18 protein-coding genes are annotated in these 15,233 nt (G+C 41.7%); 3 read left to right on the forward strand and 15 right to left on the reverse strand.

Annotated features, from left to right (window positions below; genetic code table 11):
• Positions 1–36: 36 nt before the first annotated feature.
• Together GFH30_RS10020 and GFH30_RS10025 are read right to left on the reverse strand one after the other, a co-directional pair.
• A complete protein-coding gene (locus tag GFH30_RS10020; RefSeq protein ID WP_153372260.1) occupies positions 37–1,734 on the reverse strand; it encodes a mechanosensitive ion channel in 1,698 nt (565 codons plus the stop codon).
• Between the two features lie 192 nt (positions 1,735–1,926).
• On the reverse strand, positions 1,927–2,178 hold the full coding sequence (locus tag GFH30_RS10025) for a hypothetical protein (protein ID WP_153372263.1): 252 nt from the start codon (positions 2,176–2,178) through the stop codon (positions 1,927–1,929).
• A gap of 263 nt (positions 2,179–2,441) precedes the next feature.
• Between GFH30_RS10025 and GFH30_RS10030 the strand changes: the two genes are divergently transcribed.
• Complete coding sequence (locus GFH30_RS10030; protein WP_153372264.1) at positions 2,442–2,864, forward strand: hypothetical protein; 423 nt, start codon at positions 2,442–2,444, stop codon at positions 2,862–2,864.
• A gap of 58 nt (positions 2,865–2,922) precedes the next feature.
• Here the strand turns inward: GFH30_RS10030 and GFH30_RS10035 are convergent, their stop codons facing one another.
• Genes GFH30_RS10035 through GFH30_RS10045 form a run of 3 tightly spaced genes read right to left on the reverse strand, consistent with a single transcriptional unit; the run spans position 2,923 to position 4,633 of the window.
• Positions 2,923–3,795: an MBL fold metallo-hydrolase gene (locus tag GFH30_RS10035; protein ID WP_153372266.1), complete on the reverse strand. Its 873-nt coding sequence runs from the start codon at positions 3,793–3,795 to the stop codon at positions 2,923–2,925.
• The gene (locus GFH30_RS10040) at positions 3,796–4,215 is read right to left on the reverse strand and encodes a DUF6691 family protein (RefSeq protein ID WP_153372268.1); all 420 of its coding nucleotides are present in this window, start codon (positions 4,213–4,215) and stop codon (positions 3,796–3,798) included. It lies immediately after the preceding gene.
• 1 nt (position 4,216) lies between these two features.
• The gene (locus tag GFH30_RS10045; protein WP_153372270.1) at positions 4,217–4,633 is read right to left on the reverse strand and encodes a YeeE/YedE family protein; all 417 of its coding nucleotides are present in this window, start codon (positions 4,631–4,633) and stop codon (positions 4,217–4,219) included.
• 90 nt (positions 4,634–4,723) lie between these two features.
• Between GFH30_RS10045 and GFH30_RS10050 the strand changes: the two genes are divergently transcribed.
• The gene (locus GFH30_RS10050; protein ID WP_153372272.1) at positions 4,724–5,020 is read left to right on the forward strand and encodes an ArsR/SmtB family transcription factor; all 297 of its coding nucleotides are present in this window, start codon (positions 4,724–4,726) and stop codon (positions 5,018–5,020) included.
• 36 nt (positions 5,021–5,056) lie between these two features.
• On the opposite strand, the gene GFH30_RS10055 is transcribed toward GFH30_RS10050, so the two are convergent.
• The gene (locus GFH30_RS10055) at positions 5,057–5,818 is read right to left on the reverse strand and encodes a ferredoxin--NADP reductase (protein WP_153372274.1); all 762 of its coding nucleotides are present in this window, start codon (positions 5,816–5,818) and stop codon (positions 5,057–5,059) included.
• Between the two features lie 85 nt (positions 5,819–5,903).
• Here GFH30_RS10055 and gigC point away from each other — a divergent pair, with 85 nt between their 5' ends.
• Complete coding sequence (gigC, locus tag GFH30_RS10060; protein WP_153372275.1) at positions 5,904–6,785, forward strand: LysR family transcriptional regulator GigC; 882 nt, start codon at positions 5,904–5,906, stop codon at positions 6,783–6,785.
• 55 nt (positions 6,786–6,840) lie between these two features.
• On the opposite strand, the gene GFH30_RS10065 is transcribed toward gigC, so the two are convergent.
• The 9 genes from GFH30_RS10065 to nuoI form a co-directional block, all read right to left on the reverse strand.
• Positions 6,841–7,548 (reverse strand): cold shock domain-containing protein, encoded by a 708-nt coding sequence (locus GFH30_RS10065; protein ID WP_153372277.1) that lies wholly within the window; start codon positions 7,546–7,548, stop codon positions 6,841–6,843.
• A 111-nt stretch (positions 7,549–7,659) separates the two neighbouring features.
• Positions 7,660–7,959, reverse strand: a complete 300-nt coding sequence (locus GFH30_RS10070) for a cold shock domain-containing protein (RefSeq protein ID WP_153372279.1) — start codon at positions 7,957–7,959, stop codon at positions 7,660–7,662.
• 82 nt (positions 7,960–8,041) lie between these two features.
• A complete protein-coding gene (gene upp / locus GFH30_RS10075) occupies positions 8,042–8,677 on the reverse strand; it encodes a uracil phosphoribosyltransferase (protein WP_153372281.1) in 636 nt (211 codons plus the stop codon).
• 124 nt (positions 8,678–8,801) lie between these two features.
• On the reverse strand, positions 8,802–10,346 hold the full coding sequence (nuoN, locus tag GFH30_RS10080) for an NADH-quinone oxidoreductase subunit NuoN (protein ID WP_153372283.1): 1,545 nt from the start codon (positions 10,344–10,346) through the stop codon (positions 8,802–8,804).
• Between the two features lie 3 nt (positions 10,347–10,349).
• Complete coding sequence (gene nuoM, locus GFH30_RS10085) at positions 10,350–11,963, reverse strand: NADH-quinone oxidoreductase subunit M (protein ID WP_153372285.1); 1,614 nt, start codon at positions 11,961–11,963, stop codon at positions 10,350–10,352.
• Position 11,964: 1 nt separating this feature from the next.
• The gene (nuoL, locus tag GFH30_RS10090; RefSeq protein ID WP_153372287.1) at positions 11,965–13,854 is read right to left on the reverse strand and encodes an NADH-quinone oxidoreductase subunit L; all 1,890 of its coding nucleotides are present in this window, start codon (positions 13,852–13,854) and stop codon (positions 11,965–11,967) included.
• The gene (nuoK, locus tag GFH30_RS10095) at positions 13,851–14,159 is read right to left on the reverse strand and encodes an NADH-quinone oxidoreductase subunit NuoK (RefSeq protein WP_004280769.1); all 309 of its coding nucleotides are present in this window, start codon (positions 14,157–14,159) and stop codon (positions 13,851–13,853) included. Before nuoK ends, nuoL begins: the two co-directional genes overlap by 4 nt.
• Positions 14,159–14,677 carry an NADH-quinone oxidoreductase subunit J gene (gene nuoJ / locus GFH30_RS10100; RefSeq protein WP_171500994.1) on the reverse strand — a complete coding sequence of 173 codons (519 nt, stop codon included), beginning with the start codon at positions 14,675–14,677 and terminating at the stop codon, positions 14,159–14,161. The genes nuoK and nuoJ overlap by 1 nt, the downstream gene beginning before the upstream one ends.
• Positions 14,677–15,219: an NADH-quinone oxidoreductase subunit NuoI gene (gene nuoI, locus GFH30_RS10105; RefSeq protein WP_153372291.1), complete on the reverse strand. Its 543-nt coding sequence runs from the start codon at positions 15,217–15,219 to the stop codon at positions 14,677–14,679. The genes nuoJ and nuoI overlap by 1 nt, the downstream gene beginning before the upstream one ends.
• Positions 15,220–15,233: the final 14 nt, after the last annotated feature.

Below are 15,233 nucleotides of genomic sequence, written 5' to 3' on the forward strand. Positions count from 1 at the left end.
ACATAAGCGTGGTCGATTTTAAGCATGAAAAACAGGTTATTTCGGGTCATCCTTTAATGATGGATCTGTTGGATTAATATCAACTTTCGGCTCAACTTCGCCAGTTGAACCAAATGGATTATTCGCTTTAGATTCATTCGGATCTACATTGACTGCATTCGGTGTTGCATCTCGTTCTTTTGCCGGAATATCCGCAGTATTGGATAAAGGCTTAGCGACAGTCGAAAATGCTTCGGGTGCTTTGGTTTGCGCTGGATTCGGCTCATTTGCTTCTTTCTTGGCTTTATCAATCAGGTCAGTCAGAAGACGTTCCGCAGGTTGACGACCACCTAAACCAAATGCCAAGGCAAATGCCACTGCCACAGAACCTAGTGTCAGACCGAAAGCAAGGTTCACAATAGAGTCTGCAATGCCCATGGCACGTAAACCCATCGCAACCACTAAGCCCATGATTAAAACACGAACTAAGTTGGCTAACCAGCGTGAACTGTTATATTCCCCACGTTGCACAATGTTTGCCACAATATTGGCAAGCCAGAATCCAATCACAAGAATGACAGCACCCAGCAGGATATTGGCACCAAAGTAGATGAACATTGCAATTAATTCACTCACTTGGTCGAAACCAAGGCGGTTTGCAGCTTCAGATACAGCAAACAACATCGTGAATAGAATAATTAAGCAACCAATTACTTTTGAAACTTTGGTTTCACCAAAGAAACGCTGAATATCCAGTTTCGCTGGAATATCATCAACACCCGTACCAGCAACGACATCGGTCACTAAATTGGCAATCAATTTAGACACGATATACGCAATAATCAGAATTAAAGCCGCAGCAATAATTTGTGGAATCGCATTCATCACTTGGTACAACATTGCTGTTGCAGGTTGTGAAATCGCTTCAATACCAAGCGCTTCAAATGCAATGATTAATGAAGTAATGATAATGACAGCAAAAATAAATGAACCGATGACTTGCGCCACGTTTGAGTTCTTGAAGATGCCGACTTTCTCAGCTTGCTGTTGTAGATTTAAACTACGAATGAGCCCTTCCACAATACCGCGAATAATTTTTGCAAGAATGTAACCCACAAAAACAATTACACCCGCAATGAAGATATTCGGTAAGTAGCCGACGACGTCATTGACCATATTTTGGATTGGATATAGCAGTCCGTTTAAACCCAAAATAGACAGTACAATCGGTAGGAATAGTAATAGAATTAACCAATACACAATTTCACTGATATTTTCACTGACTGGACTAACACCGACTTCAGCACTTAATTTTTCATCAATTTGAGTACGATTGAGCAGTTTTTGTAAGCCGACTTTCACCAAATTGGCAACGATCCAACCTATAAAGGCAATCGCAACAGCGGCTAAAAGTTGTGGAATAAACAGTAAGAACTGTTGAATCATATTGCTAAATGGACCACTAATACTGGTCAGATTCAGTACATTCAACGCACCAATGACGGCAATAATTAAAATGAGCCAAAACACAATTCGGGCGACAATATTTTCAATGTTGGAACGATGCCCTGTCGCCGTACTTAAATGTCGATTGGTGCCCAATTTCTGCAGCACTTTTTTAATGCCTGCAGCAACCAGTAAGGCAATCACCCAACCCACTAATAAAATGACAACTGCACTGATAATGGGATGAAACTGATCCCAATAATACATGGCATTAAAACCGCCACGCGATCCTTGGATATAATCATTCATAGGTTGTCCTCATTTGTTTTTTATTTATCAGCAAACTATTGTTTGTATTGATTGAATAAGTGGTTGTTATACGAAATTTAGTCTTATAAAACGTGAAATACAGCTGTCCTTTTTTAGATCGAGCAAATCAAAGTAGCTAGCTCAACTGTAAAAAGCCCCAGTTACCAACCAGAGCTTGTATGAGTATTTAATTTATTGAGATGCTCGTTTTTCATCGCCTGGTGCACCCGTTGTAGTACTGTTCATGGTTGCCGGTTGAGCATCGGGATTTGGATGCCCTGGAGGCGCATCGCTTCGGCTAGGCTTCATATCTGCAAACATATAAAGTAAAACTGCCAATAAAAATATCCCAACCACAATCAGAATATAGACTGGTATTCGTTTTCTATTCGGCACCCCATCTGGACGATGCGAAGGTGATGTTTTATTCAAGTCGTCGACCATGACCTTCCTCACTTTTTTTATAAATATATAGATCATTATCATAGCAACGCTAAAAAACAGACTCTGTGACAAAACATGGTGACATGGTGAATACGTGTAAATATTGATCTAGTCTTCTGTCTCTGCTTTTGATCTATTCAATGAACCATAAACGTAGTTAATATCTGTAAAAGCTTGCTACATTTCACCCGACCTCAATCCCTGCCTAATCCAAGCGAAATGCGCTATAATTATCCACCTCATTTTTTATGCAACTGAGCTTTATGGCGTATAGTCAAAAAAGTGTATCGCTTGATTTAGACACCGACGTCACTTATCAATGTGCTTTACATTACACTCGTGATCAGCATCTGATTGGAATTATTGAATTTAGCAAACCAAGTTTTGTACTGCGTTGGCAAGATCTAGAATTTTTCCGTCGTCGCACAGAAGAAATGTCAGTGATGCCTTTTCCAGATTGCGTCAATGCAATGGTGATCGATGTGCGCAATGTTTCAGCTTGGCTTGATAACGAAGTACCGATTATTCCATGGCGCTTGCTTGAAGAAGAATGTCCGGTACGTTTGGTTGTACCTGTGGATCGTATTGAATTTTATTCAGGTTTCTTTGAACCAACTTGGCTTAGCTCAGATGTAGAAACTGCGCTGCAAGAAATCCGTGAATCTTTAGATATGCTTGTGCATTAATTAAAATCTGAATTTCATATGAAAAGAGGATGTCATCTCCTCTTTTTTTGTGACTACATTATTTAAAATAATTCAGCGGAATTTTCAGGTAACGAACCCCATTGGCCTCAGGTTCAGGAAAATGACCTGCATGCATATTCACTTGTATCGCCGGCAACATTAATTTTGGCATACTGAGTGTGGCATCGCGTTGACTGCGCATCTCTATAAATTCAAGCTTGTCTGTGTGTTTATTCAAATGAATATTATGCGCTTTCTGGGTTTTGACTTGCGTTTCACACTGATACGTTTGACGACACTCAGGTAAATAATCATGGCATAAAAAGATGCGATAGTGCTCTGGAAGTGCATAAATTTTTTGCACAGAATCATACAGCTCACTGGCACTCCCCTGTGGAAAATCACAACGCGCTGTGCCGTAATCTGGCATAAACAAAGTGTCTCCGACAAAGACAGCATCCCCGATAAGGTAGCTTAAGCATGCTGGTGTGTGGCCGGGTGTGGGAATATTACGTGCTTGCAATTGTCCAATGTTAAATTCTTCTTCATCCGCAAATAAATAATCAAAAGGCTGCGCACAATTAAAGCCTTTATAATCCACATGATAAATCTGACCAAAGATTTCCTGAACGCGCGTAATTTTGTGGCTCATCGCAATTTTGCCACCGAGTCGCTGTTTTAAATATTGTGCTGCAGTCAAATGATCTGCATGCACATGCGTTTCAAGAATCCACGCGACTTGTAACTGATGCTGCTCAATAAATTCAATAATTTGATCGGCATGGGTTGTCATCGTACGTGCTGAAGCAGCGTCATAATCCAAAACACTATCAATAATTGCGCAGACTTGCGTTTCAGGATCGGTCACGACATAACTAAAGGTATGACTGACCTCATCAAAGAATGCTTTTACTGATGCTTGCACAGTCATTTATTTTTCTCCCATCCAGCGTTGATGCAGCAACATGCCGATAAACATCGCAATCAAAAAATACAACGCTTCATAATGTCCCAAACCAATCAATGTGAGCGCAGGTGCAGGACAAATGCCGGCAATGCCCCATCCAATACCAAATAACAGACTTCCCATAATTAATTTGTGATCAATCTGCTGATTACTCGGCAATTGTATGGACGTTTTATAAACTGTTTGCGCTGTATTGGATTGAACCGCTTTTTGAAAAGGAACAAAAGCCACTGCTATCGCACCCATCATCACAAATGCCAGACTCGGATCCCATTCACCGAATAGATCAAGAAAAGATAATACCTTGACAGGGTTTGCCATGCCTGAAATCATCAGTCCTAAAGCAAATAAGCCACCTAATGCGAAGGATAAGACATGTTTCATTTTAGGCAACTCCCATCAGGTGACGCAAAATATAAACTGTGATAAATCCCGCCAACATAAAACTGAATGTGGCAACCATAGAGCGCACAGATAAACGGCTTATGCCACAAATCCCATGTCCACTGGTACAACCTGAACCTAAGCGTGTGCCAAACCCCACTAATAGACCAGCAATGACCATCCACCATGGACTCGCTGTCAGTACAATGTCGGGTTGGATAAAAACTTGATACACAAACGGAATAGTAAAAAGACCCGCTAAAAAGCTGATTGCTGGGGTTTGAAATATTTGTTTGGGATTTAAAAATTGTGCAATCAAACCACTGATGCCCGCTATACGCCCAAAAATATACAGATACCCGACAGCTGAAAGCCCAAGTAACATTCCACCAAACAATGACCACCCATATTCATGCATAGCATTACTCAATACTCTATTTAAATATATTATATATTATTATATAATATTATCTTGTTTTTTTTCACTTCTCGTATTGGATTATGATATATGCCACTAAAGATGAACTTTGATCAAGTCGATGCGGTCAGTAGTCAACTGAAAGTTCTGGCTAATCCTGACCGATTAAAAATTCTATGTGTATTAATGGAACATGCATTCAATGTACAAGAAATTGAAGAACGTACACAGATTCATCAACCAACTTTATCGCAACAATTGACCATTTTAAGAAATGCCAACTTGGTCGGTACCGAACGCATTGGCAAATATATTTATTATCGATGCGTTGATGAAAAAGTATTAAAGCTTATACAAACTTTGCATGCGCTTTATTGTGCAAAATAAAAGCGTATTAAACCGAGTTAATACGCGCTCTTACTGTTACCAATAATTTTCAACTGCAATATTTCCTTCACCACGGCGGTTCATGCTGAGTCCTCGGGCTTTTAAGGCTTCTTTGGTGTCCTCAACCATTTGAGGATTACCACACAGCATAATATGCGTGGTTTCGGCGTTAAATTGCAGACCTGCAGCTTTTTCAAGTTCACCATTTTCGATCAATACGGGCAATCGATCATGTAAGGCAGCATTTGGATCACGGGTAATAATCGGGATAAATTTAAATCCCTTATGCCCTTCGCCAAAAGTCTCTGCAATCTCTTGAATACGCTCAAGATAGGCCAACTCAGCAGTGGTACGGACGCTATAGACCAAATGAATATTTTGGTAGTTCTGCCACGTTTCAAAATCTTGCAGCATGGACAAGAATGGAGCAAGACCTGTTCCTGTGCCCAATAACCATAAATCTTTCGGCAATGGCAACTGATAACGGGCAAGTGTTAAATAACCATAGGGGATTTTTTCTAAGTACAGTTCATCACCAACTTTAAGATGCTGTAAATTCGAGGTAAATGCACCCTCTGGCACGACAATGGAGAAAAATTCTAATGTTTCATCAAATGGCGATGACACCACAGAATATGCCCGAACCACCAATTCATCTCCCACTTTTAAACCAATACGGGCAAATTGACCTGCCGTAAATTTAAAATGTGCAGGGCGCGTCATGGTGAAACTAAACAGATTATTGGTCCAACGATGTACAGATAAAACTTTTTCTAGACTAAATTTCTCAATTGACATGATTTCAACGTGGCATGAAAGACTCCGCTCATGGTAGCATGATGGCATATTTTATTAATATTTTTTAAATGTTAAGGCTATATTCATGCGCATGACTTTACGCCAGTTGGCTGTTTTTGTAGCAGTGGCTCAAGAAGGTACCGTAACGAAGGCAAGCGATGCAGTAAAACTCACTCAAAGTGCTGCGAGTATGGCTTTGGCGGACCTTGAAGACGGTTTAGGTGCTCCACTTTTTGACCGTTTAGGTAAACGTCTACAACTCAATGACCTCGGTCGTTTCTTATTACCACAAGCCCTTGAAATTTTAGGACGTTGTGAGTCATTTGAACAAGCGGCTAAAGGTGAGCTTCAAAGTATCGACTTACGTTTGGGCGCGACCCTAACGATTTCAGATTACTTAATGCCTGATCTCATGGCGGATTTTTTACAAGTTCAGCCACAAGCACATTTACAGCTTCAAGTTGGTAATACTCGCCAAATGATTGAAGCGGTGAATCAATTCCAATTGGATTTGGCTTTAATCGAAGGTTCTTGCCATCTTCCACAATTGCAATGCATTCATTGGCGTGATGATGAACTGGCAGTCTGCTGTTCGCCAAATCATCCCCTCGCTCAACTCGATCGTGCTTTAACTCCTGAAGACTTTAAATCTGTCGAATGGATTTTACGTGAAGAAGGTTCAGGCACACGTGAAGTGTTCGATAACGCGATTTTAAAAGATGTACCAGATGCCAATATTCGTTTGACCCTCGGTCATAACGAAGCGATTTTAAAAATTGTGGCAGGCGGTATTGGGATGTCATGTATTTCTAAACTTGCAATTGAGCCTTTATTGGAAAAAGGACAATTGGTCATTTTAGAAACGCCATTCTGGCAATTGGCACGCCCACTGTTTATGTTGGTACATCGTCAGAAGTACCAAGGTCCTGGACTTAAAGCATTTATGAAATTCTGTGATGCGAAATAAGTCTTGATCATAAAAAAGCGCCTAGATGGCGCTTTTTTATTGGATTTTTTATAAATTACCAACGTGAATCATTTTCACATGGAATACCATCTCGATCACCATCCATCTTATTATCTGAACAGTTACGTACAAACCATTCTGCCTCAGCGCGTGAATTCATTTGTGAGCAATGTTGTCTTCCATCACATCGATAGGGTGAAGAAACCGACGTCGATGTTGGCGATGCTGCTGTGATTGGCGCATTTGTCGATTTTTCTAAATTCTTTTTGCCTTGCTCAGATAAACCCACATTTTTAAGCTCACCAACTGCTGCACGTTGCTCTGCCACAATTTTTTGTTGTTGTGACATCAGTTGCTCTACTTGTTGTTGCTTTTGTGCTTTATAGGTTTGGTATTTGTTATAGATCAATCCCAATAAAATCACGATAACAATTAAGCCAACAATCGTGATGATTTTAGATGTCATGGAAGTTTTGGTTGTGCCATAACGTGAAGACGCCTGTACCGGTAAATCATCATACTGACCGATGACATTTGAGTTTGCTTGTTGATATTGAATATCGAGGCGGACAATGTGATCTGCTTTAAGTTTCCCATTCTCTTCAACAATTCTAAATTTAAGTGCCTCACCAACTTCAGGCGGGATATTTTTATTCGGAAAATCCTTAATATGAAAAAATAAATCCTTTTTTTCACCTTCAATTTGAATAAAACCAAAACCACGATCTGCGTGATAGGTTTTCACTTTCCCCTCTTGGAACATGATCAATCTCATTATTTTTTAATCTATTGTTATTCTAATAAAAAAGAGACTCAAAAGTCTCTTTTTAAATCACGACATTAGGTTTTTCAAGACAAAAGTCTGCCCAGTTTTTTAACCACGTAAGTTATTCAATAATGCCGATGTAATTGACTTATTGTGGCTCGAAATTTTCGATTTTTTCGCTTTAGCTGAAGTATCTTCAACACGCTGGATGCGAACGGCTTTAAATTTATCGCCATTTTCAACTACAGCAAATTTCACCCGTTCATTGCGTTTTGGCTCGCCTGAATCGGCAGGGAAATCTGAGATGTGGAAGAATACATCTCCCTCGATTGTGCCAATAAAACCAAAACCTTTTGCAGGGTCATATTGTTTCACTTTGCCCTGATGTAATTCGTCTTTCTCTTTCATGCTGCTGCCCTATTCTAAAACTGCTTTAAGAATATTATATAAAAAAAGAGGCATGAAGCCTCTTTTAATTGATCTTCAGTGATTAATCTTTTTGAACTGAACCAAAGATTTTATCGCCTGCATCGCCAAGACCAGGAACGATGTAACCATTTTCGTTCAAGCCATTGTCAATTGATGCAGTAAAGATGATGACATCAGGATGTTTTTCTTCAACGCGTTTAATGCCTTCAGGTGCTGCAACCAAAACCATGACACGGATATCTTTACAGCCACTTGCTTTTAATACATCAATTGCAGCAACCAAAGATGAACCTGTTGCAAGCATTGGATCAATAATCATTGCAAGACGGTTTTGCACATCAGGTACTAATTTTTTGTAGTAAGTACGTGCTTCTAAAGTTTCTTCGTCACGTTCTAGACCAAGAACAGATACTTTTGCACTTGGAATCAGGTTTAAGAAACCATCCAGCATACCAATGCCGGCACGTAAAATAGGCACAACTGTGATTTTTTTACCTGCAATGCGGTCTACGTTGACTGCGCCATTCCAACCGTCAATTTCATGTTCAACCATAGGTAAATCTTTCGTTGCTTCATAAGTAAGAAGCATTGTTACTTCTTGAGCAAGCTCACGGAAGTTTTTAGTGCTGATGTCTGCACGACGAAGTAAACCGAGTTTATGTCGAATGAGCGGATGACGAATTTCATGGATAGCCACGGGAGAACACCTAAAAGGTTAAATTAAACTTCGACTATTATAAGGGCATTTTGACTTTTGTATAAATAAAAAAGCCCCCAATGATGGAGGCTTTTTTGTAATAACGCTTTAATCTTTCGATTAATTAGTTAATCCCACTTTGAACCAAAGTGTAAATGAACTGTTGAAGCTCAGGTGAGATCGCAAAGAATGCAAATTTAGAGATTGCAATAATTGGATCTGGATACACACCAATCACGAGTACGGCAAGCGCAGCAAGTAATACCATGATACCACCCACTTTTTGACCCCAATGATTCACAGCGTCAAGACGTGGTGTTTCAGGCGGTGTCATATACAACACAACCATCACACGTAAGTAGTAGTACAAGCCAATACCCGAACCAAGAATTACCATCGCAGCAAGGAACCAAGATTCACCTGCAACGGCAGTTTTGATCACAAGGAACTTACCGATGAAGCCCGCAGTCAATGGAATACCTGCTAGCGATAACATCATGACGGTCAGTACAGCAGTCAATACTGGACGGCGCCAGAATAGACCACGGTATTCAGCAAGGCTTCCCGCTTCATCTGTATTGTTATACGGACTCGACATCAGTGTCACAACACCGAATGCACCAATGGTCGTTAATGCATAAGTAATCACATACACGTTTACAGATTCGAAAGTTACAAAACCTTGAACTTGTAAAAAGTCAGTATTACGCGCAGATACGATCGCAACCAATACATAACCGAAGTGAGCAATTGATGAATACGCAAGAATACGTTTCAAATTCACTTGTTTCACTGCAAGTAAGTTACCTGCAAGAATTGAAAGTACCGCAATCACTGTAATAATCGTGACGAAGCTGTCTGCAAGGATTAAACCTGAAGACAACACATAACGAAGGAACAGACCAATCATGGCAATTTTCGCGACAGTCGCAAGGAACGTCGCGATTGGCGCTGGCGCACCTGCATAAACATCCGGTGTCCATTTGTGGAATGGTGCAAGCGATAATTTAAATGCCACAGCAAATACAATTAACGCAAGACCAATCACTACAGCGGGTTGGCTGAATGCAGTGAACAATTTACCCGGTTCAGCAGCGAAGCTTAAAGAACCTGTGTATGCATATACATACGCCATACCCATGAGCAACATCGCAGATGCTGTTGCTGAAAGCACAAGGTATTTAATACCCGCCTCAAGCGACTGAGAACGCTGATGTGTATACGCCAATAAGCCATAGACAGGAATCGACATCAACTCAAGGCTAATGAAGAACGATGCATAATGCGTGCTTGCAACCATCAGTAAAGCACCTGTTACAGATGCCAACATCAAGAGGTACAGTTCTTCGCGGTTATCTTTATAACTTTCGATATACGCGTGTGACAAGGTGCTGCACGCAAGCGCAGCCACCAAAATCACGAACTGATACAGCATGGTAAATGGATCAACGATGAATAAATTCATCACATTTGCAGGTGCAAACTGCCCTGCAATCACCACAAATACAATATAGAACGCTGCAAGGTTTAACCCCACAACCGTTGTTGTTGCAACAAGGTTATGGTTACGCTTAATGGCAATCAGCAACATCACAACGATCGCAGTTAAAGCCACGATCATCACAGGGACTAAAGGCATAAGCTCAGAAAAAGACATTGTGAAGTTCATGGCTTATTGGATCTCCACATTTTCAAGTTGAGTCGCGACTTGATCGGCAACGTCAACTGCTTCAGACACTGGAATATAGCTATTTGCCAACCACGCCATGCTTGAATTAGACACATCAAGGAAGCTTTGTGGATATAGACCAAGCCAAAGTAGACCAATTGCACAAAGCAGTAATAACACCACTTCACGTGCACCTAGATCTTTCAACGGATTTGTATAGTGTTCTTTTTGCGCTTCATTTGGTGTACCAAACAAAGCTTTGTGGATCAGGATTAAACCGTAAAGACCCGCAAAGACTAAGCTGATTGCCGCAAGAATGGTGAACACAGGGAATGAGTTGAATGAACCCATTAAAATCAGGAATTCACCAATAAAGTTACCTAGACCCGGGATACCCACAAGTGCTGCAACGAAGAACATCAAGAAGAATGCAAGGTATGGGAATTGACCACGAATACCACCCATCAAACGTAAATCACGCGTATGAAGACGTTCATACACTTGACCACACATAATGAACAATGCAGCAGACGACAAGCCATGTGCCAACATCATAATCATCAAACCTTGGAAGGTTAAGATGTTACCTGCGTAAATCGCAAGTAAGACAAAGCCCATATGTGAAATTGACGTATACGCCAATAAACGTTTCATATCGGTTTGCTGGAAAGCACACCAAGCACCGTAGAAGATACCGATTAAACCGAGAATGATCGCGATGTCTGCAAATTGTGCAGAAGCCGCTGGGAAGAATGGAATCACGAAACGGAGTAAACCGTACGCTGCAGTCTTAATCAAAATACCAGCAAGATCGACAGAACCTGCTGTCGGTGCTTGCGCATGCGCATCGGGTAACCAACCGTGTAATGGGAACACAGGAAGTTTCACCGCAAAACCGATAAACATACAGATCATCAATGCATATGCCAGACCTGGCACTTGCGCATCAATGGTATTGGCTACTTTTAATAAGTAGTTATAGTCAAATGCGATTTGACCCGTCATGGTATAGCCTGCGATCACAAGACCAAGGATACCAATGAGCATGATTAAACCCGCAACTTGGGTATAGATAAAGAACTTAGTTGCTGCATAAACGCGTGACTTGCCATCTGCCCCTTTGTGACCCCAAAGTGCGATCAAGAAGTAGATTGGAACCAGCATCATCTCCCAGAAGAAGAAGAACAAGAACAAATCAATAGCAAGGAAGACACCGATTACGCCACCCAAAGACCATAAAAGGTTTAGGTGGAAGAAACCAACATTCTTTTGAATCTCGCCCCAAGAACAGCCCACTGCCAATACACCAAGTAGTGCAGTCAAGCCGACCATGAGAAGCGATAAACCATCCACAGCTAAGTGAATGTTAATACCGAGGGTTTGAATCCAAGGCAATCTAAACTCAGCAGCCCAAGAAGGTGCAGCACCACCAAGCGCATACTGGTAGCTACCGTTTTGCCATAAAACAATGGTTAAAACCAAAGTTAATAACATACCGGCTAAAGCAATGTAGCGCGGTAGATGTTGGTCGAGTTTATCGACCAACCAACAGATAAAACCTGCAATGAACGGAATGAGGATCAGTGCGGGTAAAATTAAATTATTTGGAGCTTCCATTTTATTTCCCCACTACCTGAATCACGAGCAAGATCATCAGTAGGACAACGACACCGAGCCCCATACTAGATGCGTATTCACGCAATGAACCTGTTTGACGTGAACTTGTAAAGCTATGACCACCTTTCACTAATGCAGGAAGCACGAGCCATAAGCTATCAATCGGGTCACGACCAAACAATTTTGCGAAGAACAAGTAAGGTTTCACGAAGATCAAGTCATACAATGCATCGAAACCGAGGGCATTTTTGCAGATATTGACTAAACCTGCACCAAAACAAGTGGCTGCAAAAGATTTCACTGCTTTATAAGCAAAGGCAAATAACACGATACCAATGACTAGGCCAACCAGTGCAATACCCACCGCTGTGTATTCAGCAGAGTGCATACCATGTTCAAGTGCTTGAGGCACGTTGAAGGCAGGAATGCGCGCTGCGTTAAGAATACTTTCTACAGGCGCTTTTAATGCTGCACCAACGAAAGTTGAAAGCACGGCAAGAATACCCAATGGCAACCAGTAAGAGGCACCTGAAATTTTGTGATATGGCGTGTTTTCTTTACCAAAGAATACAACCCAGATTAAACGGAATGTATAAATAGAGGTTAAGAACGCACCCGCAACACCTGTCCAGTACAAGCAGTCATAAACTGCAACTGATTGACCTGCAACCCACACTGCACCAAGAATCGCGTCTTTTGAGAAGAAGCCCACAGTTAAGAATGGAATTGCTGCCAACGCACCGCCACCAATCGCGAAACATGCAAATAGGAATTTGTTATGTTTGAACAAGCCACCCATTTTAAAGATGTTTTGTTCGTGATGGTAAGCAAGGATCACCGCACCTGAAGACAAGAATAATAATGCCTTGAAGAATGCGTGAGAAAGCATGTGGAATAGACCCGCTTGGTATGCTTCAGCACCGACAGCCATGAACATATAACCGAGCTGACTCATTGTAGAGTAAGCAAGAATACGTTTGATGTCTGTTTGAACGAGTGCCGCAAAACCAGCAACGATCAAGGTTACCGCACCTGTGATTGAGATAAACACCATGACTTCAGGTGCTTGTTCAAATACAGTGAACATACGGCAGCAGAGATAAACACCTGCGGTTACCATTGTTGCAGCATGGATCAATGCTGATACAGGTGTTGGACCTGCCATTGCATCTGCCAACCATGTTTGTAATGGGATCTGTGCAGATTTACCTGCAGCACCCAAGAACAACATAAGTGCAGTCCAAATTGCAATTGAAGAGCTCTGAGCCAAAACTGTTGGCGCAGCAGCAACCACTTCTGCAATATTTAAAGTACCGAACTGTTGGTAGATCAAGAACAACGCGATAAGTAAGAAGACATCACCGACACGTGTCACTGTAAATGCTTTGATTGCTGCCAAACCATTTTGTGGGTTTTGGTAGTAATAACCAATCAATAGGTAAGAACATAGACCTACGCCTTCCCAACCCAAGAACAATAACGCTAAGTTATCGCCAAGAACGAGAAGCAACATGCTTGCAACGAACAGGTTAAAGTAAGAGAAGAAACGTGCGAAGTCTTCTTCACCACGCATATACCACGATGCAAAGATATGAATTAAGAAACCCACACCCGTGATCATGCCAAGCATCAGTAAAGATAAACCATCAAGGTGCAAGCTCATGCCTGGTGCAAAACCACCCACATTGAACCATGTCCAAAGATGTTGAACATTGGCAACTGCACCGCTGTTATTAAAATCAATACCTGCAATTAAAGCAAATAAAGCGGATAGGCCAACAGCACCGACACCAATGATCGCAGCTACAGATTCAGGAAGTTTGTTACGCCCTGCCGCTAAAAGGACAAAACCAATGAGCGGGAATAAAATTGTTAGATATAAATAACTCATCCGCGCATCTCACTAGCAGCATCCACATCCAAGTGATGGAAGCGATGATAGAACTGAAGGACGATCGCAAGACCAATACATGCTTCAGCAGCAGCAAGCGTCAAGATCAAGATAAACATGATTTGACCATCTGGCTGTGCCCATGCACTCCCTGCCAAAACAAACGCGAGTGCAGCAGCGTTCATCATGATTTCAAGGCTCATTAAAATAAATAGTAGGTTGCGTCGCACCATCACACCGTAAAAACCCAGTGCAAAAAGAATTGATGCAACGATCAGACCATGCTCTAAAGGGATGTTGCCCATTATTCCGTGTCCTCTTCTGCACTTGGTTCGCGTTTACCAAGATGATATGCAGCGACAATCGCGCCGAGCAATAACATCGCAGCAACTTCAACCAATAGTAAGTACTGAGTAAAGAGTGCTGTACCCACAGCTTTAGGACCCACCACTTCAACACCCATCACCTGAGTGGCTTGTGTGTAATCCGAGTTGAGTGTCCATACAAGGATCAGACCCATCAAGAAGCTCATGAGTGCAGGATATGCCCAAGCAGATGATGTCAACCATTTGCTTTCTTGTTCAACAGTTTGATGACCAAGATTCAGCATCATGACCACGAACACGAACAACACCATGATCGCGCCTGCATAAACAATGATCTCAAGTGCAGCCGCGAACGGCGCACCCACGATTAAGAACATGCCTGCTGCAGCAAGAAGCGACACGATTAAGCTGAGTAATGCGTGTACTGGATTGGTGTTAGTGACAACACGAATCGTAGAGACGATGGCCACAAGTGCCATCAAATAAAACGGCCACATCATGGTAATAGACTCCGTACATCAACCGGCGCACTTTCACGTTGCGCTTGACCTTTGTCTTTACCTGCAACAGCCATACCTGTTACACGGTAGAAGTTATAGTCAGGATATTTACCAGGACCTGAAATCAGTAAATGTTCTTTTTCATAGACTAAGTCTTGACGAACATATTCACCGAGTTCGAAATCAGGTGTCATCTGAATGGCAGTCGTTGGACATGCTTCTTCACACATACCGCAGAAAATACAACGTGAGAAGTTAATACGGAAGAATTCCGGATACCAACGACCATCTTCTTTTTCTGCTTTTTGTAGTGAGATACAGCCGACAGGACAAGCAACCGCACAGAGGTTACATGCCACACAGCGTTCCTCGCCATCTGGGTCACGTGTCAATACAATACGACCACGGAAACGTGGTGGCACGATATCTTCAGCTTTCACTTCCGGATATAAAATGGTGTCACGTTTGCGCGTTGCATGGCTAAACACCATAAACAACGAACGAACGATTGACCCGAATCCAGCTAGAAATTTAAACATTTTGTTCTCCCTGC

Source organism: Acinetobacter wanghuae, from assembly GCF_009557235.1.
Classification (GTDB): Bacteria; Pseudomonadota; Gammaproteobacteria; order Pseudomonadales; family Moraxellaceae; genus Acinetobacter; species Acinetobacter wanghuae.

Bases quoted from the DNA above. Each gene is read 5' to 3' on its own strand.
- GFH30_RS10020 (WP_153372260.1), bottom strand. From the start codon at position 1,734: ATGAATGATTATATCCAAGGATCGCGTGGCGGTTTTAATGCCATGTAT.
- GFH30_RS10025 (WP_153372263.1), bottom strand. From the start codon at position 2,178: ATGGTCGACGACTTGAATAAAACATCACCTTCGCATCGTCCAGATGGG.
- GFH30_RS10030 (WP_153372264.1), top strand. From the start codon at position 2,442: ATGGCGTATAGTCAAAAAAGTGTATCGCTTGATTTAGACACCGACGTC.
- GFH30_RS10035 (WP_153372266.1), bottom strand. From the start codon at position 3,795: ATGACTGTGCAAGCATCAGTAAAAGCATTCTTTGATGAGGTCAGTCAT.
- GFH30_RS10040 (WP_153372268.1), bottom strand. From the start codon at position 4,215: ATGAAACATGTCTTATCCTTCGCATTAGGTGGCTTATTTGCTTTAGGA.
- GFH30_RS10045 (WP_153372270.1), bottom strand. From the start codon at position 4,633: ATGCATGAATATGGGTGGTCATTGTTTGGTGGAATGTTACTTGGGCTT.
- GFH30_RS10050 (WP_153372272.1), top strand. From the start codon at position 4,724: ATGCCACTAAAGATGAACTTTGATCAAGTCGATGCGGTCAGTAGTCAA.
- GFH30_RS10055 (WP_153372274.1), bottom strand. From the start codon at position 5,818: ATGTCAATTGAGAAATTTAGTCTAGAAAAAGTTTTATCTGTACATCGT.
- gigC (WP_153372275.1), top strand. From the start codon at position 5,904: ATGCGCATGACTTTACGCCAGTTGGCTGTTTTTGTAGCAGTGGCTCAA.
- GFH30_RS10065 (WP_153372277.1), bottom strand. From the start codon at position 7,548: ATGTTCCAAGAGGGGAAAGTGAAAACCTATCACGCAGATCGTGGTTTT.
- GFH30_RS10070 (WP_153372279.1), bottom strand. From the start codon at position 7,959: ATGAAAGAGAAAGACGAATTACATCAGGGCAAAGTGAAACAATATGAC.
- nuoN (WP_153372283.1), bottom strand. From the start codon at position 10,346: ATGAACTTCACAATGTCTTTTTCTGAGCTTATGCCTTTAGTCCCTGTG.
- nuoM (WP_153372285.1), bottom strand. From the start codon at position 11,963: ATGGAAGCTCCAAATAATTTAATTTTACCCGCACTGATCCTCATTCCG.
- nuoL (WP_153372287.1), bottom strand. From the start codon at position 13,854: ATGAGTTATTTATATCTAACAATTTTATTCCCGCTCATTGGTTTTGTC.
- nuoK (WP_004280769.1), bottom strand. From the start codon at position 14,159: ATGGGCAACATCCCTTTAGAGCATGGTCTGATCGTTGCATCAATTCTT.
- nuoJ (WP_171500994.1), bottom strand. From the start codon at position 14,677: ATGTGGCCGTTTTATTTGATGGCACTTGTGGCCATCGTCTCTACGATT.
- nuoI (WP_153372291.1), bottom strand. From the start codon at position 15,219: ATGTTTAAATTTCTAGCTGGATTCGGGTCAATCGTTCGTTCGTTGTTT.